General features: G+C 66.1%; 24 protein-coding genes and 1 riboswitch. Of the genes, 9 read left to right on the top strand and 15 right to left on the bottom strand.

What is annotated here, in order from left to right; all coding sequences use genetic code 11:
- Nucleotides 1-10: 10 nt before the first annotated feature.
- Complete coding sequence (dacB, locus tag ACFYOW_RS34365) at nt 11-1,450, bottom strand: D-alanyl-D-alanine carboxypeptidase/D-alanyl-D-alanine-endopeptidase (protein ID WP_387294278.1); 1,440 nt, start codon at nt 1,448-1,450, stop codon at nt 11-13.
- A gap of 203 nt (nt 1,451-1,653) precedes the next feature.
- Here dacB and ACFYOW_RS34360 point away from each other — a divergent pair, with 203 nt between their 5' ends.
- A complete protein-coding gene (locus ACFYOW_RS34360) occupies nt 1,654-2,145 on the top strand; it encodes an inorganic diphosphatase (RefSeq protein ID WP_387294223.1) in 492 nt (163 codons plus the stop codon).
- A 121-nt stretch (nt 2,146-2,266) separates the two neighbouring features.
- Here the strand turns inward: ACFYOW_RS34360 and ACFYOW_RS34355 are convergent, their stop codons facing one another.
- The 6 genes from ACFYOW_RS34355 to ACFYOW_RS34330 form a co-directional block, all read right to left on the bottom strand.
- Nucleotides 2,267-2,485: a hypothetical protein gene (locus ACFYOW_RS34355; RefSeq protein ID WP_387294222.1), complete on the bottom strand. Its 219-nt coding sequence runs from the start codon at nt 2,483-2,485 to the stop codon at nt 2,267-2,269.
- A gap of 343 nt (nt 2,486-2,828) precedes the next feature.
- Nucleotides 2,829-3,047 carry a hypothetical protein gene (locus ACFYOW_RS34350; protein ID WP_387294221.1) on the bottom strand — a complete coding sequence of 73 codons (219 nt, stop codon included), beginning with the start codon at nt 3,045-3,047 and terminating at the stop codon, nt 2,829-2,831.
- A 260-nt stretch (nt 3,048-3,307) separates the two neighbouring features.
- Nucleotides 3,308-4,063 (bottom strand): maleylpyruvate isomerase family mycothiol-dependent enzyme, encoded by a 756-nt coding sequence (locus ACFYOW_RS34345; RefSeq protein WP_387294220.1) that lies wholly within the window; start codon nt 4,061-4,063, stop codon nt 3,308-3,310.
- A 122-nt stretch (nt 4,064-4,185) separates the two neighbouring features.
- On the bottom strand, nt 4,186-5,979 hold the full coding sequence (locus ACFYOW_RS34340; RefSeq protein WP_387294219.1) for an MDR family MFS transporter: 1,794 nt from the start codon (nt 5,977-5,979) through the stop codon (nt 4,186-4,188).
- Complete coding sequence (locus ACFYOW_RS34335) at nt 5,976-6,482, bottom strand: MarR family winged helix-turn-helix transcriptional regulator (RefSeq protein ID WP_387294218.1); 507 nt, start codon at nt 6,480-6,482, stop codon at nt 5,976-5,978. Before ACFYOW_RS34335 ends, ACFYOW_RS34340 begins: the two co-directional genes overlap by 4 nt.
- An 89-nt stretch (nt 6,483-6,571) precedes the next feature.
- Complete coding sequence (locus tag ACFYOW_RS34330; RefSeq protein ID WP_387294217.1) at nt 6,572-7,393, bottom strand: crotonase/enoyl-CoA hydratase family protein; 822 nt, start codon at nt 7,391-7,393, stop codon at nt 6,572-6,574.
- A gap of 164 nt (nt 7,394-7,557) precedes the next feature.
- Between ACFYOW_RS34330 and ACFYOW_RS34325 the strand changes: the two genes are divergently transcribed.
- Nucleotides 7,558-8,031 (top strand): YbaK/EbsC family protein, encoded by a 474-nt coding sequence (locus tag ACFYOW_RS34325; RefSeq protein WP_040686103.1) that lies wholly within the window; start codon nt 7,558-7,560, stop codon nt 8,029-8,031.
- A gap of 166 nt (nt 8,032-8,197) precedes the next feature.
- The gene (locus ACFYOW_RS34320) at nt 8,198-8,749 is read left to right on the top strand and encodes a flavin reductase family protein (protein ID WP_387294216.1); all 552 of its coding nucleotides are present in this window, start codon (nt 8,198-8,200) and stop codon (nt 8,747-8,749) included.
- Nucleotides 8,750-8,782: 33 nt separating this feature from the next.
- On the opposite strand, the gene ACFYOW_RS34315 is transcribed toward ACFYOW_RS34320, so the two are convergent.
- From ACFYOW_RS34315 to ACFYOW_RS34300, 4 genes are all read right to left on the bottom strand, one after another.
- Nucleotides 8,783-9,985: a hypothetical protein gene (locus tag ACFYOW_RS34315; RefSeq protein WP_387294215.1), complete on the bottom strand. Its 1,203-nt coding sequence runs from the start codon at nt 9,983-9,985 to the stop codon at nt 8,783-8,785.
- Nucleotides 9,986-9,989: 4 nt separating this feature from the next.
- Entirely contained in the window at nt 9,990-10,334 is a 345-nt protein-coding gene (locus tag ACFYOW_RS34310; RefSeq protein WP_387294214.1) for a hypothetical protein, read from the bottom strand.
- Nucleotides 10,335-10,337: 3 nt separating this feature from the next.
- Complete coding sequence (locus ACFYOW_RS34305) at nt 10,338-10,850, bottom strand: YbaB/EbfC family nucleoid-associated protein (protein ID WP_387294213.1); 513 nt, start codon at nt 10,848-10,850, stop codon at nt 10,338-10,340.
- A 266-nt stretch (nt 10,851-11,116) separates the two neighbouring features.
- On the bottom strand, nt 11,117-12,439 hold the full coding sequence (locus ACFYOW_RS34300) for an aminotransferase class V-fold PLP-dependent enzyme (RefSeq protein ID WP_387294212.1): 1,323 nt from the start codon (nt 12,437-12,439) through the stop codon (nt 11,117-11,119).
- 46 nt (nt 12,440-12,485) lie between these two features.
- A riboswitch (SAM riboswitch) is annotated at nt 12,486-12,599 on the bottom strand.
- A gap of 113 nt (nt 12,600-12,712) precedes the next feature.
- Here ACFYOW_RS34300 and ACFYOW_RS34295 point away from each other — a divergent pair.
- Entirely contained in the window at nt 12,713-13,348 is a 636-nt protein-coding gene (locus tag ACFYOW_RS34295; RefSeq protein ID WP_387294211.1) for a LysE family translocator, read from the top strand.
- 44 nt (nt 13,349-13,392) lie between these two features.
- On the opposite strand, the gene ACFYOW_RS34290 is transcribed toward ACFYOW_RS34295, so the two are convergent.
- Nucleotides 13,393-14,820: a DHA2 family efflux MFS transporter permease subunit gene (locus ACFYOW_RS34290; RefSeq protein WP_387294210.1), complete on the bottom strand. Its 1,428-nt coding sequence runs from the start codon at nt 14,818-14,820 to the stop codon at nt 13,393-13,395.
- Between the two features lie 81 nt (nt 14,821-14,901).
- Here ACFYOW_RS34290 and ACFYOW_RS34285 point away from each other — a divergent pair, with 81 nt between their 5' ends.
- The 3 genes from ACFYOW_RS34285 to ACFYOW_RS34275 all read left to right on the top strand — a co-directional run bounded on the left by ACFYOW_RS34285 (nt 14,902) and on the right by ACFYOW_RS34275 (nt 20,750).
- Entirely contained in the window at nt 14,902-15,324 is a 423-nt protein-coding gene (locus ACFYOW_RS34285; protein WP_387294209.1) for a MarR family winged helix-turn-helix transcriptional regulator, read from the top strand.
- A gap of 117 nt (nt 15,325-15,441) precedes the next feature.
- Nucleotides 15,442-19,395, top strand: coding sequence for a Pls/PosA family non-ribosomal peptide synthetase (locus ACFYOW_RS34280; RefSeq protein WP_387294277.1), 3,954 nt, complete (start codon nt 15,442-15,444; stop codon nt 19,393-19,395).
- Entirely contained in the window at nt 19,395-20,750 is a 1,356-nt protein-coding gene (locus tag ACFYOW_RS34275; protein ID WP_387294208.1) for a M1 family metallopeptidase, read from the top strand. The genes ACFYOW_RS34280 and ACFYOW_RS34275 overlap by 1 nt, the downstream gene beginning before the upstream one ends.
- A 7-nt stretch (nt 20,751-20,757) precedes the next feature.
- On the opposite strand, the gene ACFYOW_RS34270 is transcribed toward ACFYOW_RS34275, so the two are convergent.
- From ACFYOW_RS34270 to ACFYOW_RS34260, 3 genes are read right to left on the bottom strand one after another with little or no spacing between them, the layout of a single operon-like run.
- On the bottom strand, nt 20,758-20,946 hold the full coding sequence (locus tag ACFYOW_RS34270; protein ID WP_364479570.1) for a hypothetical protein: 189 nt from the start codon (nt 20,944-20,946) through the stop codon (nt 20,758-20,760).
- Nucleotides 20,947-20,969: 23 nt separating this feature from the next.
- A complete protein-coding gene (locus ACFYOW_RS34265; protein WP_387294207.1) occupies nt 20,970-21,428 on the bottom strand; it encodes a DUF2752 domain-containing protein in 459 nt (152 codons plus the stop codon).
- A gap of 57 nt (nt 21,429-21,485) precedes the next feature.
- Nucleotides 21,486-21,863 carry a glyoxalase superfamily protein gene (locus ACFYOW_RS34260; protein ID WP_387294206.1) on the bottom strand — a complete coding sequence of 126 codons (378 nt, stop codon included), beginning with the start codon at nt 21,861-21,863 and terminating at the stop codon, nt 21,486-21,488.
- Nucleotides 21,864-21,940: 77 nt separating this feature from the next.
- Here ACFYOW_RS34260 and ACFYOW_RS34255 point away from each other — a divergent pair, with 77 nt between their 5' ends.
- Nucleotides 21,941-22,210 carry a hypothetical protein gene (locus tag ACFYOW_RS34255; protein ID WP_387294205.1) on the top strand — a complete coding sequence of 90 codons (270 nt, stop codon included), beginning with the start codon at nt 21,941-21,943 and terminating at the stop codon, nt 22,208-22,210.
- 313 nt (nt 22,211-22,523) lie between these two features.
- Nucleotides 22,524-23,579 carry an alpha/beta fold hydrolase gene (locus tag ACFYOW_RS34250; RefSeq protein WP_387294204.1) on the top strand — a complete coding sequence of 352 codons (1,056 nt, stop codon included), beginning with the start codon at nt 22,524-22,526 and terminating at the stop codon, nt 23,577-23,579.
- The last annotated feature ends 31 nt before the right edge of the window (nt 23,580-23,610 follow it).

The raw sequence follows: 23,610 nt of genomic DNA, 5'->3' as shown, positions 1-23,610 counted from the left end.
CAACCACCCGTCACGAGCATCCACAGTTACGCAGCGTGCCGGCGATGGCGTCCAACGCGGGCCGGCTCAGCTCCGGTGGCCGATCGTTCGACATCAATGCGAAGGTCAGTACTCGCCCATCGCTGTCCAGCACATACCCGACCAACGTGCTCGCCACCGAGAGAGTTCCGGTCTTGGCCCGCACCCAGCCCGCGCCGCCTCGGTTCTGCGTGACATAACGGCTGCTCAGCGACCCCGTCGCACCTGCAATAGGCAGATCGTCGAGCAGCGGCGCCAGGGTGGTCGCGATGCGGTCGGTCTCCGGCCTGGCCTTGGTATTGCTCGGTTGCACGGCATTGGCCCCGCTCGGCTTCGCGGCGGTCGAGATGATCTTGTCGAGCAGCCGGGGAGGCACCCGGTCCTCGGTCGACAGGCCGCTGCTATCGCGCATCGAAAGTCCGTTGAGATCGAATCCGCCCTTGCCGAGCGCGGTTTCGAGGGCGGCGACAGCCCCGCTGAACGATGCCTCGTTACCGGACGCGACCGCGATCTCGCGGCCGATGGCCTCGGCGAGCACATTGTCGGAATGGACCATGGTGTCGCGCAGCCGGTCCCGCAGCGGCGCGGATTGCACGCCGGCCACCTCGGTCGCATCGGCGGCGGCGTTGCCGATCCGCACCTTGGCGGGATCGAGTCCGAGTTCGGTGGCCAGACGCTGTCCGGTGGCCAGGGCCGGAGTCGGGGTGCGCGGCGAATACTCCACCAGCGGGTCGAGGCGGCCGCCGTCGAGCATCACCGGATCCATCGGTGCGATCGAACCCTCGCCGATATCGGCCGGATCCCAGCCGGGCGCCATGGGTGGGCCGGAATATGCGGAGGTGTCGACCACGATGGTGTCGACGGGATGGCCGGAATCTTTGATCTGCGACACCAGATCCGACAGCCGCGGCCCGTTCGGGTAATACCCTTTGCCGTCGGGCTGCGCGGTCAGTGTCGGATCGCCACTACCGACGAGCACAAGTTCATTGGGCGCGGATCCGGTGACGACACGGGTGGTCACCCGATGATCCGCGGGCAGGGTGAGCAGGGCGGCCGCCGTGGTGAGGACCTTGGCGGTGGACGACGGAATCATCGGTTTATCGGATTCGGCGCTCCACAGCACTGTCGCGGAGTCGGCATCGGTGACCTCACCGGCGAACGCACCGAGGTCGGGATTGGCGACCGCCTGCGCGAGCGCGGCGGCGACACCGGACGGAGTCGGCGCGGGCGCATTCGAGGGCGCGGGCGCGACCTGCGGAAGCGGTTTGACCGGTTCGGGCGGCGCGGCAATGGTGAGCCCGCCGTGCCGGAATTCCTCGGTCCACGGCTTGACCGCGATCACCACGCCCGCCCCGGCACCGAGCAGCAAGGCCAGCGTGAACGCGACGCCGATCCAGATATTGCGGCGTCGCTTGGCGGCCAAGCCACCGATATTCCTATTGCTGCCACCCACCACGTGCCCGCCGTCTCTCCGTCTCGTATCGCCCGACCGTCGCACCGTCGCCGGGTCCACCCACCTACCGCACCCAAGTGCCCGCGGACCACACTATCCTCGTTCCGGCACCGTTCCCCCCGAACACCTGTCGAGTCGGCGTTCCGACGACAGTCACCCAGAAGCATCAGTAAGGAGATGGCGTGGAGTTCGACGTCACCATCGAGATCCCCAAGGGTTCTCGGAACAAGTACGAGGTCGATCACGAGACCGGTCGGGTCCGGCTCGACCGCTTCCTCTACACGTCCATGGTCTACCCGGCCGACTACGGCTACATCGAGAACACCCTCGGCGAGGACGGCGACCCGCTGGACGCGCTGGTCCTGCTGCCGGAGCCGGTGTTTCCGGGCTGCCTGATCGAGGTGCGTCCGGTCGCGATGTACAAGATGGTCGACGAGAAGGGCGGCGACGACAAGGTCCTGTGCGTGCCCGCAGGCGACAAGCGCTGGGATCACATCCAGGACCTGGCCGATGTGCCTGAGTTCGAACTGGCCGCGATCAAGCACTTCTTCGAGCGCTACAAGGATCTGGAGCCGGGCAAGTTCGTCAAGGGCTCGGAGTGGGTCGGTCGCGCCGAGGCCGAGGCCGAGGTGGAGGCCTCGATCAAGCGGCTGCAGGAGAACGGCGGCCACTGAGTTTTCTTGGGGCGGTGGATGATTCGCCCCGAACGAAAAGCGGGAAGTCCGGCGTTCGGACTTCCCGCTTTCGTTTCTATTGCGGTGCGGTGCCGCCGATTTCGATCATCGGCGGATCGGCTCAGTAGTAGATGTAGAGATCCCAGCCGCTGTAGGTTTCGACGCACTCGTAGTAGTAGCCGCCGGTGGTGGGCGAGGCGCCGTCCGCGGCACATGCCGCGGAGGTGGCGTAGGTGCCGTAGTAGTAGCCCGAGGCCGCGGACGCGGTTGCTGCCGTCGACACCCCGGCGACGGCGGCGATGGCGAGAAGACCGGCCGCGATGAAGGACTTGATTCGCATTTCACTGCTCCTGAAAGCGAGGTTGATTGATTACCTCGCCTACATTAAGGACCATTCGCCCCCCGAACACCCACCCCTAGGGCTCGAACAACCTCCCCCTTGGGCAACACCACCTCCCCCACCCCACACTCATTCCTCCACGCCTCCAAGAACTCTCGGCGCCCCACACCCCAAAGCGTCGCCGAGAATGTATTCCTGGCGGACTGCTCTCAACGTTTGCGGCCACCAGTACATGGTGATCTTGAAGTGCCGCGTGGCGCGGCGACCCGTGTGGCGAGGCGGTTCACGGCAAAAGCGGGAAGTCCGGTGCGGTCGGACTTCCCGCGTCTCGCTGTCATTCGAGTCAGTAGTAGGTGTAGAGCTCCCAGCCGTTGTAGGTTTGGACGCACTTCCAGTAGTTGCCGCCGGTTCTGGGCGAAGCGCCGTCCGCGGCACATGCCTTGGAGGTGGTGTAGGTGCCGTAGTAGTAGCCGGTGGACGCCGACGCGGTTGCGGCCGTCGACACCCCGGCGACGGCGGCGACAGAGAGAAGACCGGCCGCGATGATGGACTTGATTCGCATTCCATTGCTCCTGAAGCGAGGTTGATTGATTACCTCACTTACGGTGGGGACAGCAAATGTCCAGCACGGCCAACCCTAGGGCTCGGACAACCGCCCCATGGGGCAATTCCACCTACTCCACCCTGCGTCCGCAGGAGTCTCGGTACACCACTGCGAGAACCAGGTTCCCGTCAATCACACATTCAAGGAAAAGCCCAGTGCCACAGTAATATTCGGCCGTCCGGGAGTAGGTACCAACAGAAACCGGCACTGCCGAAGATTCAGAATTCGACGCGCTCCAGCCAGGTCGCGAGCACCGACAAATCCCCGGAGATCGCCAGCCGTTGACTGTCGGGCGGGATCCGGCGCAGCAACAGGAGGAACAGATCCACGGCCGTACCGTGAACCGTCAGCAATGCCGGTGCCGGGCTGTCGCCGATGGTGATCGTGTCGCCGGATCGGACAATTGTCCAGCTGTCATCGGTGTCGATGGCGCGCAGGCACAGACTGGTGCCTACCTCCAGCGGTGTCTGAAAGCGCGGCCCGCTCTCAACGATCTCGAGGAACTCCGACAGCCCATCAGCGCCGAGTTCGGGGGCGATGTTCACGTCTCGGTCCACCGCGAGCAGGGCGTCGGCGCGGTGCGCGGTCGCCTCGTGCAGGCGTCGGCGCACCCACCACTCGGCCGGACGCGGGGAGCCGAACGGCGTCCAGACCGGGACATCGGAACCCACTGTGTCGATATTGTCGATCACCGCTCGGGCACTGGCTCGCAGCCATCGGTCGGCCTCATCCATCTCGCGTGGCCGACGGACATCGGGAACCTGCTGGAATTCCAGGAATTCGGTAGCCCCGCCGGCAATCATCGCTGCGGCCCAACGGTTTCCACCGCCGACGTGGGCGATCAGATTCGCCAGGGTCCAATCTGGGCAGGTCGGTATCGGCGTCTTGGGGTCGGCGGACCGGTACAGGTCGGCGAGCAGATCGGTCTCGTCCAGGAATGCTTTGCGCAGAGCCGTTTTGTCGAGAGAGGTCACGAATTCGACTCTAACCACAATTCGATTCGATGAGCCCGGCGAACACCGCTGCCCGGGACCGTGAAACGGGTCGCGCCCGGCCCAGGAGACTGCCGGGCCGGGCGCGCTTCGACTGGACAGATTCAGGCGGAACCGACACCGCCGGATCGCGGTCCAGCACCGTTGGTCGAACTCACCGCATCCTCGGGTGGGCTGATTGCCTCGCCCCCGGCGGTCAACAACCCGGTGCGCTCGAGCACATCCGGCCCGGCACCGTTGGCCGCGGTATCACCCTTGGCCGCCTCGATACCGCCGACCGTACGCAGCGGCACTTCCTTCCAGAACAGCACCAGGATCAGCCCGAGCAGTGCCATGCCGGTCACCGAAAGGAACACCGTGGACATCGATTCCGCGAAACCGACCTTGAACGGCCGCGCCAGCTCCGGGCTGAGCTGCTGCACGATCGAACTGTCCTTCAGCACCCCACCCGCAGCCGAAGTATCTTGCGCGAGTAGCCCTTTCGCGAGTGCGGCATCGGCGGGATTGCTGCTCTGCGCTGCCTCGACCACCGCGTGCTGGAATGCCGGATCGGCGGCCGCGGACTTAATCTCGGTGGAGATATTCGGCGTCAACTGCGCGAAGAGGATCGAAAGGAATACCGCGACACCCATCGTGCCGCCGATCTGCCGGAAGAACGTGGCCGCGGCGGTGGAGACGCCCATATCCTTGGGCGGCAACGCATTCTGCACCGCGATGGTGAGCGGCTGCATGAGATTGCCGAGTCCGAAGCCTGTGGCGGCCATGAAGATCATCGCGACCCACAGTGGACTGTCGGCATTCACGAAGTGCAGTAGGAACAGGCCCAGCGTCAGCATGGTCGCGCCGATGAGCGGGAAGATCCGGTAACGACCGGTACGCGAGATCAGCTGGCCGGATACGACCGAGCCGGTCATCATCCCGAGCACCATCGGCAGCATCTGCAGACCTGCCAGCGTCGGACTGGATCCGCGCACCACCTGCAGGTACTGCGGCAGCAGCGAAATACCGCCGAACATCGCCGAGCCGACCACGACCGAGATCACCACGCCGAGTGCGAAGGTCTTATTGGCGAACATCCGCAGCGGAATCAGCGCCTTATCCTTCATTGCCTTCTCGACCAGCACGAACCCGATGACACCGAGCACACCGATCACATAGCAGAGGATGGATCGTCCACTGCCCCAACCCCATTCGCGCCCCTGCTCGGCAACGATGAGCAGCGGCACCAGTCCGATCGCCAGCACGAGCACACCCCACCAGTCGACCCGGTCGGTGGAATGCGGCCGCTTCGGCAGCTTGAGCACCCTGGAGACGACGCCGAGCGCGACCAAGCCGATCGGCACGTTGACGAGGAAGACCCAGCGCCAGCCGCTGATCCCGAGGATGCTGTCCTGTCCGGCCAGCACACCGCCGAGCACCGGGCCGATCACGCTGGAGGTGCCGAATACCGCGAGGAAGTAGCCCTGGTACTTGGCGCGTTCACGCGGGCTGACGATATCGCCGAGGATGGTCAGCGCCAGCGACATCAGGCCGCCCGCACCGAGTCCCTGGAATGCGCGGAATGCCGCGAGCTCGTACATCGACTGCGCCATCGTGCACAGCAGCGAACCGAGCACGAAGATCGAGATCGCCGCCATGAAGAAGGGCTTGCGGCCGAACATATCGGACAACTTGCCGTACAGCGGCGTTGCGAGCGTCGCGGTGATCAGGTAGGCGGTGGTCGCCCAGGCCTGCATCGAATAGCCGTCGAGATCGTCGGCGATGGTGCGGATCGCGGTGGAGACGATCGTCTGGTCCAGCGCCGCGAGCAGCATGCCGAGCAGCAGACCGCTCATGATGGTCAGGATCTGTCTGTGGGTGAAACCCGTGGGCTCCGCCACGGTGGCCGGTGCGGTCACGAATCGTTCTCCATCCGAAGGTCGTAAAGGTTGTGGTCTTGGCGCATGGCCGCGATCATGGCGGGCTTGGCCTGCTCGTAGTCGTCGACGAACTTGCGCAGCAGCCCGGCGAAGGTGGCCCGGTCCTGCGGCGTCCAAGCCGCCATCACCCGGGTCAGGTTTTCGTGTCGACGCCTGCGGATCCGCTCGGCGACCTCCCGACCATGCTCGGTGACGACCAGTACGGTGGCGCGGCCGTCATTGCGATCGGCCTGCCGCTCGACCAGCTTCCGTTCGACCAGATGGGCGATGTGCCGACTGACCGTCGACGCATCCGAATGCACCGCATCGGCGAGTGCACCCGAGCGCATCGGCCCGTCACAGAGCAGCCGGAACAGAATCGCGAAGGCCGCGGGATCCACGCCGTCCCCGCTGCGCAGCTGCGCCGCGGTCCGATCGCGCATTCGCTGTAGCCGGGTGAGCTGAATCGCGATCGCCTCGACCGACCGCCCGTCCTCATCCACTCGACTCACCTTTACTTGCGTCAATCAATTAGTTGCGTGATACAAGTATGTGTGCGAGCCAACGGCTAGGGCAAGCGAATATGCGGCCTTTACCGGCCCTTGAACTCCGGAGCTCGCTTCTCGAACACCGACTGGATGGCCTCGGTCAGATCCTCGGACGGCAGGAATGCGGAGTTCCACGCGGAGACATAGCGCAACCCGGCGGCCACCTGATCCTTGGTGCGCTGCTCGAGCACATCCTTCGCACCCTGCACCACCAGCGGCGGATTCGCGGCGATCTCGCGCGCGATGGCGTGCGCCGCGTCCAGTACCGCCTCCTGATCGGCGAATACATCGTTGACCAGGCCGATCTTCTCGGCACGCGCAGCGTCGATGTCCTTACCGGTGTAGGCGAGTTCGCGCAAATGGCCCTCACCGATGATGCCGGGCAGCCGGTGCAGCGAACCGATATCGGCGACGATCGCGACCTTCGCCTCGCGCAGGCTGAACTTCGCGTCCGCGCTCGCGTAGCGGATATCGGCGGCGGCGATCAGATCCAGCCCGCCGCCGATGCACCAGCCGGAAACCGCGGCGATGACCGGCTTGCGGCAATCGGCCACCGCGGTCACCGAGGCCTGCATATTGCGCACCTCGTAGAGGAAGTCGGTGCGCGGCGCGGCCAGCGCCCTATCCGCCATCAGCGGACCGAACGTACCGGCCATCGCGGGCAAGTCGAGTCCGTAGGAGAAATGTTTTCCGGAACCGGTGAGCACAATGGCGCGAACCTCGGGATCGGCGTCCAGCCCGCGGAAAATCTCCGGCAGCTCCCGCCAGAAGTCCGGACCCATGGCATTGCCCTTGCCGGGGCCGGTCAGCGTGACCTGCGCGATGTGGTCCTTGGTTTCAACGGTGAAAGCCTGCCAATCAGTCATTCGTCCAGCGTAAAGCAGGTGCGAGCAAGTCAGCCGACCAGTCCGTTCCGCGTGCAAATGCTGTGCAAAGTCGGTGCGCCGCACTGGTTCTCCCATCGGACATCTCGACCACTGACCGAAAACTCGACCGGCACACTGCCCGCAATCGCTCTACTCTGGGTTCCATGCGCAGGTCGCTTCCACCAGTCGCATGCCGGGTCGCGGATACCCTGATCGCGCGCGGCCACCATGGTGTCATCGTCACTCAGCCCGCCCCCACGCCCACCGCTGCCGATGCCGCGCGGGCACTCGGCGTCGATGTGGGCGCCATCACGAAATCACTGGTGTTCCTCCTGGATGACGATCCGGTGCTGCTCCTGGTTTCCGGCGCACACCAGGTCGATCTCGGGCGCACCGGTGAACGGCTGGAAGGCAAGCTCACCCGCGCCCCCGCCGCGATGGTGCAGGAGGTGACCGGTCAGCCCATCGGCGGCATCGCACCGGTCGGCCATCCCACCAACCTGCCGACCTGGGTGGACAACGTGCTGTCCACGCATCGGGAGGTCTGGGCCGCGGGCGGCCATCCGAATACCGTGTTCCGCACCTCGTTTCGCGAACTGGTACGCATCACCGCCGGGCTCCCGATAGACGTGGACTGAGCGCCACACAAGTACGCGGCGTAGTTTCGTCATGTGAGCGAGCGAACCAACACAGCACCAACGGTCGCAGCGGAGCCCAGCGCCAGCGAGGCGCAGACGTGAGCGCGCGAACCATCAACACAGCACCAACGGTCGCAGCGGAGCCGAGCGCTAGCGAGGCGCAGCTGTGACCGAAGCTCAACCCCCCGCCACGGACATCCAGATTCCCGATGATCTGAGTGGTATCACCGCCGAGCTGTACCGCGCCTCCATGCGGCACTATCCGGCGGGCGTCACCGTCGTCACCCTGGGCTCCGCGAACGGCCCGGTCGGCTTCACCGCGACCTCCTTCGCATCGCTGTCCCTGGAGCCGCCGCTGGTCTCGTTCAATATCGCCCACACCTCGTCTAGCCTGACGGCATTGCAGGCGGCCGACTCCGTGGTGGTCCATTTCCTCGGCGAACACCAGCACGAGCTGGCCAAGCGCTTCGCCCGCACCGCCGATCAACGCTTCAGCGACCGCTCCCTGTGGACCACCCTGGACACCGGTGAGCCCGTGCTGCACGGCACGCCCATCTGGATCCGCGCCACCATCCAGCAGTTGATCCCCATCGGCGACCACACCCTCGTCGTCGGCCTGGTCACCCGGGTCCACGACAACACCGACGAGCAGCCGAGCGCCGCACCCCTGCTCTACTACCGCGGCCGCTACTACCGCCCGACCTCGCTCGAAGACTGAACGCGGCCGGGCGGATTCACCTGCGCGGCAACGCTATAGATCGAGCGATGAGCCGGTGCGCACCTCGATGTGGAAGGTGTCACCCGCACCCATATCCAGTGATGAGGGCGTGGTCGAATTCGGGGTCAGCTCGTCTTGGCTGGGTTCCTTCGGTGGTGAATCAGTGGTCGGCTCGGGTGGACTCACGGGCGAGGTGCTCGTGGTAAACGGACCGTGCGTCGACGTCGGCACGGTTGTGTCGTTGATCGAAGTGGGCGTCGGCGTCGTCGACGGTGCCACATACGGCGCGTGCTGCGGCGAAGAATCATCGGTCGACGTGCCGGCGGTAAAGGTCGTGCCCCCGGGCGACGGACTCACATACGGCGCGTGCTGCGGCGTCGATGAATCCTCGCCCGATGTACCAGCGGTGAAAGTCGTGCCCCCGGGCGACGGATTCACATACGGCGCGTGCTGCGGGGTTGTCGTGTCCGACGTGTCGGTCTGTTGCGAACCATCGTGCAGCGCCTTGTAATTGCGCGCCGGTCCGAACGCCGTGGTGGTGAGCTGCTCCGCCAACTTCTTCGTATCGGTGGAATTGAACCCGAGTTTGTTCAGCGCACCCTTGATCGCCCCATCCAGTGCCCCACGCTCACCCGATTCGACCAGCCGATCGACGTCGTAACCGTCGCGCGTACCCATCTCGATCCCGATGGTCTGTCGCAGGAATTCCATTGCGGTACTTGTCAATGCGCCGGTGGCCGCCTTGATCACGGTCCGGGTGAGGATCTGCTGGACCAGCTTGCGCAGCGCCTGCGTGATGGCGGTGCGAATCGCGACCTGCATTGCCGCCGCCTCGGCGGTACTCGCGCCGAGGGTCGGCACCGCTGCCGCGGCGGCCGCCGCCAACTGAATGGCGGTGTAGATCAGCATCGAGATGATGTACAGCTTGATGGCCAGAATCAGCGATGCGTAGATCCGCAGCGCCAGGGCGATATCGCGGAGCAGATCGGTGAGCGTCTCGACCGCTTGCATCGTCTTCTGTCGATAGCGCTCGATCGCGTCGTGGGTCTCGCCCTCGATATGGCCGAGTGCCTCTTGGAATTTGGTATCGATCTTGCCGGAGTACTTCTCCAGCGTATTCGCCATCGCCTCGGCCTTGTTGCCCAAACTGAACAGCTTGGTCTCATCCGCCTTCGGCCAGCGATAGACGACGACCGCCGCCACCGGCTCCAGCGCCGCTGGTATCTGCAATCCCATGCGGCTACCCCTTGCCGTTCTCGTCGAGCAGGCCGGTGATCTTCTCGACGGCCGACTCGAAGTCCCCATCGGTCGTCGTCACGGCGTCCGCGACGGCGGTGAAACGCTTCTGGACCGATCCGAGCAGGCTGATCACACCGTCGAGCATCTCGGTCGCATCCTCGACAGGGCCCAGGAAGTTCTGCAGGAAGGCCTTTCCGAATTCGTCATCGCCGATGCCGTCGCCGTCCTCGCTCAGCGCGCTGGTGAATTCCGCCACCTCGGTGGCGAATTCGGTGCCCAGCGAACCGATTTCGGTCGCGATCGAACGGAACTGCGCCGGATCGAGCCGGAAGTTGCTGTTGCCCATGACCTACCAGCCCTTCCAATGCGGGCCCTCGTCGTCCGGATCCTCGTCCAGCCGCCGAGGGAACTCCATCTGCGGCTCCGGTTCGGGCTCCGGCGGAGGCGGCGGCAGGATATTTCCGTCGGGCCGGGCGATCGCCGGCAGTTCGCCGAACGGATCCTCGGGCAGCCCGACCTCCGACACCGCCGCGAGCACCGGCGCCAGGCGCGCGTCGAGCTGCTCCTTGGCGGCCCGGGCCGCGGCCTGCGCCGCCTCGGTCATCGCCGCACCGAGCCGCTCCGGATTCGAGCGCTTGAACGCCTCCGGCGCCACCCACACATCCAGCGCAATGCCCGCCGAATTCGCCGTCACCCGAACCAGCTGATCCTGGGACCAGCCCTGCACTGTCAGGTTGGCCAGCTCGGTCTTCGCCGCGCCGAACTGCTCTAGCTGCCGCTCGTAGACATCGGTCATCTGGTCGATTCGGCCGCGCATCCCGTCCGTCCAGGACTGGAGCGTGTCCCGCTCTGCCGAATTCATTCAGCCGCCTTTCCGTACCCCCGCCCCGGCCGGACGAGTGCCATCACTTTTCTAGACGCAAGGGATGGAGCGGCGGTTCCGCGGTACCGCAAATTGTTTGGTGAATTCTTCAGAGCGAATTCTGCACGCCGGCGGATCATGCCGACCTGGCCGAATCCGCCGCCCAGGCTCCGCGCACGTTCGTCCGCTGGCCATAAGTTCATCCGGTCCTCGGACCGCGTCAGCCCAATGCCGGGCGGCAGCTACGACCGAGCCGACGGCTCGGATCAGCCGATCGAGCAGGGCGCGGCGCCATCGTTGGTTTCGGGGTGGGCGAAGGGGCGGGTCTCCGGTGTCGGGTTCCAAAGTCCGTCAGTACTGGCGTAATTCCACGACGCACCCTTGTCGACGAGAGTAGCGATGGCCTCGACCAGCCGATCCACATCGGCGGAGCTGGTGCCGAGGCCGATGCTGGCACGCAGCGCACCGTCCAGGCCGAGACGCTCGAGCAGCGGGTGCGCGCAGAAGCGCCCGTCGCGTATGCCGATGCCGTGTTCGGCGGAGAGATAGGCCGCGACGTGTCCGGGGACGAATCCGTCCAGGGTGAAGGCGACAATGCCGACGGTGTCGGGGCTGTCGTCCCAGATGCGCAGCAGGTTGACCCCCGCAATCGCGGACAGCCCGGCACGCAGGCGATCGGCGAGCCTTCGCTCATGCGCGGCAAGGGTTTTCGGATCGATCGCGCACAGCGCATCACATGCGGCGGCGAGCGCGGCCGCGCCCAGGACATTCGGCGAACCGGCCTCGTGACGCTGCGGTGCCGATGCCCATTCCGTGCTGGTAGTGGTGACCTCGCGGACCGCCCCGCCGCCCGCCAGATAAGGTTCGGCGGCATCGAGCCAATCCCGGCGTCCGACAAGCACTCCCGCGCCGAACGGTGCGTAGAGCTTGTGACCGGAAAAGGCGAGGTAGTCGATTCCGGTGGCGCGCAGGCTGATTCGACGATGCGGTGCCAGCTGCGCGGCATCGACCAGGATGCGCGCACCGCACTGGTGCGCGATGGTGGCCAGGCGCTCGAGCGGCAGCACCTCACCGGTCACATTGGACGCGCCGGTGACCGCGAGCAATGCCGCCGGCTTACTGCACAATTCGGCGATCAGCTGGCGGATCGTCTCCTCGACGGTCGCCGCGGCCTTGACGACGCGACGACCGTGCCGGGTCCAGGGCAGGAGGTTCGCATGATGTTCGATATCCAGCACCACGGTGTCGCCGGGCACACAGGCGGCGAGCAGATTCAGCGAATCGGTGGTGTTGCGGGTGAACACCACGACTTGGCCGTCGGCGGCGTCGAGGAAGCGGGTGACCGAACCGCGTGCGGCCTCGTAGCACTCGGTGGAGATCCGCGAGGCGTAACCGGCGCCGCGGTGCACGCTCGCGTAGAACGGCAGCAGCTGCTGCACGCGGTCGGTGACCTGCGCCAATGCCGGTGCGCTAGCGGCGTAGTCGAAGTTCGCGTAGGTGGTCGTTCCGCCCTGTACCAGCGGCACTCGGAGATCGTCGCCGGAGACCCGGGCGAGGGCGGCACAGCTCTGATCGATTACAGCGGTCATCACAAAATCCCATCGGCTATGGGACCCGAAATCTGGTGATCATCCGAGTCCGCGCTTGCCGCACCCGGTCGGGCTGCGGCCCGGTCGTCACCCGGAGCACCCCACCGCGGAGGAGGGTTGCCGACCAGCTAGCCGGGGCTTGACGCTGGCACTCATGACCTGAACCGAGATTGGCAGATACCGCACCGCCCTGTCAACCGGTCCATTGCTGCATACACATGCAGTCGAATAAATAACCTTGCAATGCCGAGTGATGTGCGATCTGATCGAGAGGTGACGCTTTCCCTGCTGCTCAGCTTCATCGGCCTGTGCATTCTGCTGTCGATCACGCCCGGCCCGGATTCGTTCCTGGTGCTGCGCTTCTCGATCGTGGACGCGCGACCCGGTATTGCCGCGGCGATCGGCTCGGCATTGGGCGGGATCGTGTGGGCGGTGGTGGTCGCGGCAGGGGTGGCCGCCCTGCTGGAACAGTCCGCGACGGCCTACCGAACGCTCAAGGTCATCGGCGGAATCTACTTGGTGTACTTGGGAATTCGCGCACTGATCGATCACCGCAAGCAGCGCAGGGCGGGCACCGCCGCGGCGTCCGGACAGTCGGCCGCGGAGGCCCCCGCCTCGATCCGCTCGGCATTCGCCGCAGGCCTGGTGTCGTGCATGTTCAACCCGAAGGTCGGGCTGTTCTACCTGGCGGTACTGCCGCAATTCCTCACCGATGTCACATTTCTGAACACCCTCGCCCTTGGCGCCATCGAATGCTCCATTGCCGCCGTCGAGATGATCCTGCTCGCCGTGCTGGCGTCACGAGCGGTTGCCATGTTGCGCCGACCACAGGTTCGCGATCGGCTCGAACAGATCAGCGCGGCCATACTCGCAGCGCTCGGCATCGGCACGGCCGCTTCCGCCGCGTAATCCGGCATGCGCCTGGCCGGTCGCCACCGACCAGGCGCACAGCGTCACGGATTCGGCTGAATCTCTTTGCGCCACAGCAATAGTGATGCGATCAACGAGATGACCGACGCGGCCGTGAGCCACCAGAACGCGTGCCGGAACCCGGCATCCACCGACAATCCCGCAGCGGCCGCGCGATACAGCACCACCGCGAGCAGTGCCGCTCCGATCGACCCGCCGACCCGCTGCAGAATATTCACGAACGATGCCGCATCCGGCAGCTGATCGGGCCGCGCCGCGGCGTAGGCCGCAGCGATGATCGGCACCCCGGTCAATCCGGTCGCCACACCGCGGATCAACAGAAGTACCTGCACGACAACGGGATTCATCGACGCATCGCCGAACGCGAACGGCACCGTGACTGCGGCCGTCACCGCACTGCCGACCACCGCGACCACTCCCCCGCCGTACCGATCGGTCAAGCGCCCGCCGACGGGCAGCGCGATGATGCCACCGATCCCGAAGGACATGAGCAGCAAACCCGTCGCGATGAGACCGTCGCGATGCAGCACTTGAAAGTACAACGGCAGCAACAGCATTGCCCCGAACAGCGACGCACCGGCGAAGAAGTTCGCCACATTCGCCGTCGCGAATACCGGATGCCGGAACATTCCGACATCGAGCAGACTTCCGCCGCCACCGCGCACCGACCGCACCACGAACAGGCCGAGCGCCAACACCCCGACCACTACCGACACCCAGACCGTCGGCGCGGAAACGCTACCGCGACTGCCGAATTCACCCAGCCCATAGACCAGCGCCGACAGCCCGACCGCGATCAATGCGAATCCGGTGGCATCGAATCGACCGCCGTTGCCCGACGCCTGCGCCCGCGGTAACAGCCGACGCCCCAGGACGAACGCCACCAGCCCGAACGGGATATTGATCAGGAACAACCACTCCCAATCCAGGTTCGCCAGCATGACGCCGCCGATGGTCGGTCCGATCGCGGGCGCGGTGACCACCGCGATGCCGACGACACTCATTACCCGGCCCAACCGATGCGGACCCGCGACCTGCCCGAGCAGCGTCTGCCCGGCGGGCACCAATAGCCCCGCGGCCAGACCCTGCGCGATCCGAAAACCGATGAGCCAGCCGATATTCGGAGCCAGCGCGCACAGTCCCGAGGTCACCGTGAATCCGGCGAGCGCGGCCAACCAGACCCGGTCCATTCCGAATTGCCGCCCGAGCCAACCGCACAGCGGCAGCGTGACGGCGAGCGCAAGCAGATACCCGCTCGCGATCCACTGGGCACTGTCCAGTGCCGCACCGAGATCCGTCGCGATGGAGTTCAGCCCGATATTCACCAGCGACGTGTCCAACATGCTCATGACGGCGCCGAAGACCACCACACCGGCCACCCGCCAGACCTGCGCGGGAATGGCTTCGAGTGCGGGCGCGGTGGCGGCGACGGCCGTTCGAGTATCCGACATGGATCCTCCGCTATTTGTAGACAACCTAGATTGCGGAGGTTATCAACAATCTGGCTCATCAACAATAGATATGATTACCGAATGCCCGCTGACCACATTCACCCCCGCGGCCTGCTCCGCTTCCCGACCTACGCGCTCGGCAAGCTGCACAAGGCCGTACACGCCGAGATGGGCACGTCATTGCGTGAACACTGGGTGCTGGTCTGCCTGGAGGAATTCGACGACCTGTCCCAGCAGCAGGTCTCCACCGCGCTCGGCATCGACCGCAGCGAGGTGGTCCGGCTGATCGACGGCTTGGAGGAGTCCGGTTTCGTCATCCGCACCCGCGATTCGACGGACCGGCGCAAATACCGGCTGTCCATCACCCAGACCGGACGCGCCGAACGCCGCAAGACCGACGAACTCATCGAAGAGGCCGCCGAGCGGGTGCTGTACCGCCTCGACGAGGACGAGCGGCAGACCCTGCACCGCCTTGCGCTGAAAGCACTGGGCGAAGAACTCTGACCGATACCGCAGGTACCGTAGACAGTTGGTCACCATGGCGTTTGCCCACTGGTAACCCTGCTGTGAAACAACAACGAGGAAGCGCAAGGCAGGTCTATGAGAGGTGGGCAGGACGTGATGCTGCGGCCGCAGGTCGACACCGCGGCGGGCACAGACCCGACCGACGGGCTCCGCACCCCCGAACCCTTGCTACGCGCCGCACTCGCGCCGCAGGCCAGGACCCTTGTCGACATCCTCAACAGCACCGCGCAAGCCCATCCGGAGGCACCCGCGATCGATGACGGTCGCGTAGCGCTCAGCTACACCGAATTGCTGGCCGAAATCGACGCCGGAGTCATGCGCTTGACCGCGGCGGGTGTGCGTCCCGGCGACCGCGTCGGCGTGCGGATGCCATCCGGCACACATGAGCTTTACGTCACTATTCTGGCGATTCTTTTTGCCGGGGCGGCTTACGTCCCGGTGGACGCCGACGATCCGGACGAGCGCGCCCGGCTCGTCTTCGGTGAGGCCCGCGTCACCGCGATCGTGACCGCGGCAGGCATCGAGCCGACAGCCGTCGAACGGCCAGAGTCCGCTGATGCCTCGACCGTTCGCCCCACCCCCGGCGACGACGCGTGGATCATCTTCACCTCCGGATCCACCGGAACCCCGAAGGGCGTCGCGGTCACCCACCGCAACGCCGCCGCCTTCGTCGACGCGGAAGCGCGCCTGTTCCTGCCGAATGCCCCGATCGGTCCGGGCGACCGGGTTCTCGCCGGGCTCTCGGTCGCCTTCGACGCCTCCTGCGAGGAAATGTGGCTGGCCTGGCGCAACGGCGCGTGTCTTGTGCCCGCGCCGCGCGCCCTGGTCCGCACCGGCGCGGATCTCGGTCCCTGGCTGGTGCGCCGCGAAATCAGCATCGTCTCGACGGTTCCCACACTCGCCGCGACCTGGCCCACCGAGGCGCTCGACCCGGTCCGGCTGCTGATCTTCGGCGGCGAGGCGGTGCCGCCCGAACTTGCCGAACGCCTTGCCGGCAAAGAGGATTCGGAACGCGAAGTCTGGAATACTTACGGCCCCACCGAAGCAACGGTGGTCGCCTGTGCGGCGTTGCTCGACGGGGGCTTCCCGGTCCGGATCGGACTACCGCTGGACGGCTGGGATCTTGCCGTCGTCGATGCCGCCGGAAATCCGGTGGACGAGGGCGAATCCGGTGAACTCGTGATCGGCGGCGTCGGCCTGGCCCGCTACCTCGATCCGGCCAAGGACGCCGAAAAGTACGCTCCGCTACCGTCACTCGGCTGGGAGCGCGCCTACCGCAGCGGCGACCTGGTTCGCAAGGACAGCGCGGGTCTGGTCTTCCTCGGCCGTGCCGACGATCAGATCAAACTCGGCGGCCGCCGCATCGAACTCGGCGAACTCGACAACGCCCTGCAGCACCTACCCGGCGTCACCGGTGCCGCGGCCGCGATCCGAACCAGCAAGGCGGGCAATAAGATCCTGGTCGGCTACCTGACCGGAACCGGACCCGATTACGACCTCAAGGCCGCCAGAGCCCAACTCGCCGAACAACTTCCGGCCCCGCTGGTCCCCCGGCTCGCCATCGTTGCCGACCTGCCCACCCGTACCTCGGGCAAGGTCGATCGTGACGCCCTGCCGTGGCCGCTGCCGAACACCGCCGAACCCGAAACCGCGACCGTCGATCTCACCGAAACCGAGCAATGGATTGCCGGACTGTGGGATTCGATTCTCGGCGCCGAGGTCACCGGTCCGGATACCGACTTCTTCGATCTCGGTGGTGGCTCGCTATCGGCGGCGCAACTGGTCACCGCACTGCGCGAACGTTATCCGCGGATCACCGTCGCCGATCTCTACGACCATCCTCGCCTCGGCGCACTGGCCGAACTGCTCGACGAGACCGCGCCGAGCGCCGCCGTCGAGGAACGCATCGTGCGCCCGACGCCGCTGCGCGCCCAGTGGATCCAGGTGCTGGCCACCATCCCGCTGACGACCCTCACCGGACTGCAGTGGCTCACCTGGTTGGCGATTGTCGGCAATATCGCGGGCTGGTCCGGCTCGCTGCCGTGGTTGCCGCATCTGTCCTGGTGGTGGACGCTGGCCGCGTTCCTGCTGTTCATCTCACCGCCGGGTCGCATGGTGATCTGCGCGACCGGCGCTCGGATTCTGCTGCGCGGGGTGCGGCCCGGCAGTTATGCGCGCGGCGGATCGGAGCACCTGCGACTGTGGGCGGCGGTGCGGCTCTCGGAGGCCAGCGGCGCCGAGAGTCTGTCCGGCGCACCGTGGATGGTGCCGTTCGCGCGGTCGCTCGGCGCGAAGATCGGTACGGGCGTCGATCTGCACACCCTGCCGCCGGTCACCGGCATGCTCGAACTCGGCGACGGCTGCAGTGTGGAGCCCGAGGTCGACCTGTCCGGCTATTGGATCGACGGCGATGTGGTGCACATCGGACCGATCACCATCGGTGCGGGCGCGGTGATCGGCGCGCGCTCGATCCTGTTGCCCGGCAGCAAAATCGGTAAGAATGCCGAGATCGCGGCCGGATCTTCGGTATCGGGCAGGGTGAAGGCCGAACAGGAGTGGGCAGGCTCGCCCGCCACGAAAGTCGGTAAGGCCCAGCATCGTTGGCCGTCGCATACTCCGGCGCGGGCCGCGCACTGGGTCGCGATTTTCGGCGTGACCTCGATGGCATTGGCGGCCATGCCCATTCTCGGTCTGGCGGTGGGCGGCGCATTCATCGCCTGGTTCATCCGCGATGCCCGCACACTCGCGGGTGCGCTCGGCAAGGGTTTCGCGATCCTGCCTGTCGCAACACTGCTGAGCCTGGCCGTGTACACGGTGGCCACGGTCATCGCGGTCCGGCTGCTCAGCATCGGACTCACCGAGGGCCATCATCCCGTGCGCAGCCGGGTCGGCTGGCAGGCCTGGGCCACCGAGCGGCTGCTGGATTCGGCGCGCACCTTCCTGTTCCCGCTCTACGCAAGCTTGCTGACCCCGCTGTGGCTGCGCCTGCTCGGCGCGAAGATCGGTAAGAGCGTCGAGGCGTCCACGGTGCTGCTGCTGCCGAAATTCACCACCGTCGCCGACGGCGCGTTCCTCGCCGACGACACCATGATCGCCAGCTACGAACTCGGCGGCGGCTGGCTGCACATCGGCGACGCGAAGGTCGGCAAGCGCGCCTTCCTCGGCAATTCCGGTATGACCGCACCCGGTCGACGGGTGCCGAAAAACGGGCTGGTCGCCGTCCTTTCGGCCGCACCGTCCAAGGCCAAGGCGGGTTCGTCCTGGCTCGGCAGCCCACCGGTGCGTCTGCGACGCGCCTCCGAAAGCGGCGATACCGAACGCACCTTCGATCCGCCGCTGCGGCTGAAGGTGTTCCGCGGCATAGTCGAGACCTGCCGGCTCGTCCCGGTGCTCATGAGCTTCGCCATCGGCCTCGGTGTGCTGTTCATGCTGGCCTGGATCGCGGAATCGGCCGGATACCTGGTCGCCGGACTGCTCTGCGGTTTTGTCCTGATGGCCGCCGGTGCCATCGCCGGGGCCAGTGCGGTCACCGCGAAGTGGTTACTGGTCGGGCGAATTCGCGCCGAGGAGCATCCGCTGTGGAGTTCGTTCGTGTGGCGCAACGAGGTTGCCGACACCTTCGTCGAAACCGTCGCCGCGCCGTGGTTCGCGCGCGCCGCGACCGGTACCCCCGTACTGAATCTGTGGCTTCGTGGACTCGGCGCGAAGATCGGACGCGGGGTATGGTGCGAGTCCTATTGGCTACCGGAGGCGGACCTGGTGACACTCGGTGACGGCGCGACCGTGGAACGCGGCTGTGTGGTGCAGACTCACCTTTTCCACGATCGAATCATGGCCATGGACACCGTTACCCTCGACGCGGGCGCCACCCTCGGGCCGCACTGCGTCGCCCTGCCCGCCGCAGGCATCGGCGCGGGCGCGACCGTCGGCCCCGCCTCGCTGGTCATGCGCGGTGACACCGTGCCGCCGTCCACCCGCTGGTGGGGCAATCCGATCGCGCCGTGGTCGAGTGCGGCGCCGAGCCTCAGCGAGGCGGGAGCGACCTCCTGATGGCGGGCAAGTACTACGAAGAGCCCGTCGACGAATACCTACCGCAGAACGGAAATTGGGGCTACCGGGTATCGCGGTACGAACTCGAGATCACTTATAAGGTCGCCAGTAATCGCATGGCAGGCCGAGCTCGGATCATCGCGGTGACCGACGCCGTCCGTGACCGTTTCGCGCTCGACCTGTCCCAGTCGCTCACCGTATCCAAGGTGCTCGTCAACGGCACCAAGGCCGCGAAATACTCCCACCAGCGCGGCAAGCTCGTCATCACGCCGCAACACCGCATCCCCGCGGGTGGGCTGCTCGAGCTGGTCATCCAATACGCCGGGCTGCCGAAGCCGGTGCGCGGGCCGTGGGGCGAGGTGGGCTGGGAGGAACTGACCGAGGGCGCGCTGGTGGCCAGCCAGCCCAACGGCGCCGCGTCCTGGTTCCCCTGCGACGACCACCCGAGTTCCAAAGCCAGCTACCGGATTTCGATCACCACCGACACCCCGTACTACGCGCTCGCCAACGGCACCTTGATGCGTAAGCAGACCAAGGCCAGCCAGACCACCTGGGTTTACGAGCAGTCCGAGCCGATGTCGACCTATCTGGCCACCATCCAGATCGGGCAGTACCGGAAACACCGGATCGGCAGCCCGCGCGGTTCGGTGCCGATGCAGGCCGTGATCCCACCGCGACTGCGCGCAAATTTCGAACACGACTTCGAGCGCCAGCCGCAGATGATGGAGCTGTTCACCGAGAAGTTCGGCCCGTATCCGTTCGAGGGGTACACCGTCGTGATCACCGATGACGACCTCGAGATCCCGATCGAGGCCCAAGGCATCTCCGTCTTCGGCGCGAACCACTGCGACGGCCGCCGCGGCGCGGAACGCCTTGTCGCACACGAACTCGCGCACCAGTGGTTCGGCAACAGCCTCACCATCTGGCAGTGGCGTGACATCTGGCTACACGAAGGCTTCGCCTGTTACGCCGAATGGATCTGGTCCGAAGCCGCGGGCGGGCCCACCGCGGACCAATTGGCCCGCGCCGCCCGGCACAACCTGTCCCGTGAACCGCAGGACATCATCATCGGCGACCCCGGCCCACGACGTATGTTCGACGACCGCGTGTACAAACGGGGCGCACTCACCCTGCATACGCTGCGCCTGGAACTCGGCGAGCTCGCCTTCTGGGATCTGCTGCGCGAGTGGACGATCCGGTACCGGCACGGCTCGGTCACCACGGAGGAATTCACCGATCTGGCGGGCCACTACACCCTGGTGCCGCTGCGGCCGCTCTGGGATGCGTGGCTGCTCGGTGAGCCGCTGCCGCAACTGCCGCCCTCCGGCGGGCAGGTCGATACGACATCGCGCTGAGGCGCCGTCAGAAGACCAAGTAGCGCGCGGCCAATTCTTCGACCAACGGATCGTCATCGGCGACACTGTTCAGCGCATCGAGATCGGACTCGACCGAGATCAGGCGCGGATCATCCTGTTCCGAGTCGGGCGTGCCGTCCTCGGCGAGCTGGCGCAATAGTTTCGCCCGCACGCGTTCTTTCAGCGAATCACTCATATACGAAGCCTGCCTGAAAACCGCTAGACCGGCGTGAGCCAGGTCCCCCACGGCGTATTTCGCAACACCGTATAGCCGATGAGCAGCGCGAAGAACACCCACATCGTGGTTCGACTGATCCGAGGTAGTCGCATCCGCTCACCGCGCCAGGCACGGATCGACCAGTCACCGATCCACAGCACGAAGGCCAGCACCAGCGGCAGTACGAGCAGATTGCTGTGTACCGCATCGAGAATTCGGCCGTCGGTCAGATTGTGCATACCCCGCATGCCGCCGCAGCCTGGGCAATACAACCCTGTCAGTGCGTAGACCGGGCAGATTCCATAGGAGCCTTCGCCGTGCGGATCCCGGAAATGCAGCAGGACCGCGGCACCGACCCCGACGCCCGCCGCCACCAGTGGCCACCCCATGGCGCGCAGGCCGGTGCGCCTCGGTTGTTCCGCCACCGCTTCCTGGTGTGCGACCGGTACCGCATGACTCATCTCCACAAGCACCAACGGTAGCCGCGGCCGCCCCACACCCGCCACAGCTCGTGCCGGCTATTCGGGTTGGGCGAACCGCAACGTATTGCCGAACGGATCGGCGAGTTCGAACCCCGGCCCGCCCGGCCCATCCTCCGGGCACCCCGGCTTCGCATACCGATAGTCCTTGCCCGCCAACTCGGCATGCAGTGCCTTGATGTCGTCCACCGCGATCCACACCACCGATCCGGGAGTGCCGTCACCGTGATGCTCACTCAAATGCACCTTCGCCGACGACCGCGACACCTGCGCATACAACGGAAAGTTCGCACCGAACCGGTGTTCCCAGTCCACAGTGAATCCCAGATAGTCGCGGTAGAACTCGTACGCCTTGGCAATATCGAATATGCGCAGCACCGGAATCGGCGCCGCCAATCGGACCGCATCGGAGGCCATGGGCGAAATCATCGCAGCAGCTACCGACATGATCAATTCGGTCCGGCATTTCCGCAGCTAGAGTAGAATTTCGCGACGTGGAGGCCGCTGGTGTTACCCGGCTCGACGGATTCGGGGTCAGCGCGGCTCGCAGGCTCGAATTCGGGCATGTGGGCCACTGGTACGCACCCACGGACAGCGATTTCTCCGGCTCGGTCGCGGTCGAAATAGACCCCGGAGACGGTTCGTCCGTTGTCGTTTTCGTGCGCGCCCCCAACCGCCGCGACATCCCCGGTGATTTCCATCCGGACGACCAGGTCTGCCTGGTGATGCCCGAGGATATCGTCGATTTCCTCACCCCCAGCTGACTGCCGACCGCACCCTTTGTCGGGGATGCGCGCCGCAGAACCGGGCCGATCCCGAGAACGGGTGCGCGATTGTGGGGTGAGACAGGGGGATCGGGGGCAAGACAGGGTGGGCGGCGGGGGTAACGGCTGCCTCGGGCACAGGCGATATCCAGGAAGAAGAGCTCGTACCCGATGTTTCTTCCGGCCGGACTATTGGCCGACCTAATTTCGGGTATCCATCCGATAGCACCAGGATTTCCGCCACTGGAGCGCTAGCAGTAGCAAGCACTCAGCTTGCACTGTACTGTGGCGGCAGACACAAAGGAGTGCTCGAATGCTGGTCAAGTCGATGAGGACGCTGGCGGAAGTGCGCGGAGACGAACCGTTGACCGCCGCCTACCGTGCCGGCCTACGGTCGCGGACATACCGGACCACGTCTCTCAACAAGCCCGCCGCCACACCCGAGATCATCCCGGTCACCACCGGGGACGGAGCCAAGCTCAGGGCCCATGCCTACGGCCCCGCCGACGGCGATGTCATCGTCTTGATCCACGGCTGGAGCTGCTGCATCGAGTACTGGAATCCGCAGATCAATGCCTTCGCCGACCGCTACCGGGTGCTCGCCTACGATCAGCGTGGCCACGGCGAGAGCACCCTCGGGAGCATCGGCCCGGGTGCGCAGACACTGGCCGACGACCTCGAAGCAGTGCTCGAGGCCGCTCTCCCGCCAGGCAAGCGCGCCGTCCTCGTCGGCCACAGCATGGGTGGAATCACCCTGCAGGCGTGGGCATCTCGCTATCCGGAACAGGTCACTCGCCGCGCCGCCGCGGTCGTCATGGCCAATACCGCGGCCAGCGACATCCGATACGAAACCGACCTGCTGCCGCTGTTCAACAAGCCGCTCATGGTGGCCAAGCGCCCGCTGACCGTACTCGGCGCCAGCGTCCGCGTCCCGCTCGTCATCGCGGAAACCGCACTCGCCGCGCCGATTCCGCTGCCGGGCGGGTGGCCGGTCAGCGCGGTGTTCAAGGCCCGCGTCATGTCCAAGCCCGCCACCCGTGACGAGGTGGACTTCGCACTCGGCATCGTCCGCTCGTGTCGCCCGCTCACCCGCGGCCTGCACGCCGCCGCTCTCGCCGATCTGGACCTGGGTGATGCCGCGAAGCACCTGACGGTGCCTACCACGGTCATCGGGGGCGCCGAAGACCACCTGCTGCCCGAGCGCATGTCCCGCCCAATCGTCGAGGCCCTGTCCAAGGCAGGTCACCTCGCCGACTACCAGGTCTGGCCCACCGGCCACCTGGGCAATATCGAGGCCGCGGACCGCTTCAACACCCTGCTCGCGGACGTGGTCCAGCGCGCCAACCCACGCAGCGCCGCGGCGGGCTGACCCGAGCCCTGCTGGGGCTGGTCGACGGCGC

The sequence above is a fragment of the Nocardia sp. NPDC006982 genome (assembly GCF_042869435.1).
GTDB lineage: Bacteria > Actinomycetota > Actinomycetes > Mycobacteriales > Mycobacteriaceae > Nocardia.
This window is presented reverse-complemented; position numbering and strand designations above follow the sequence as displayed.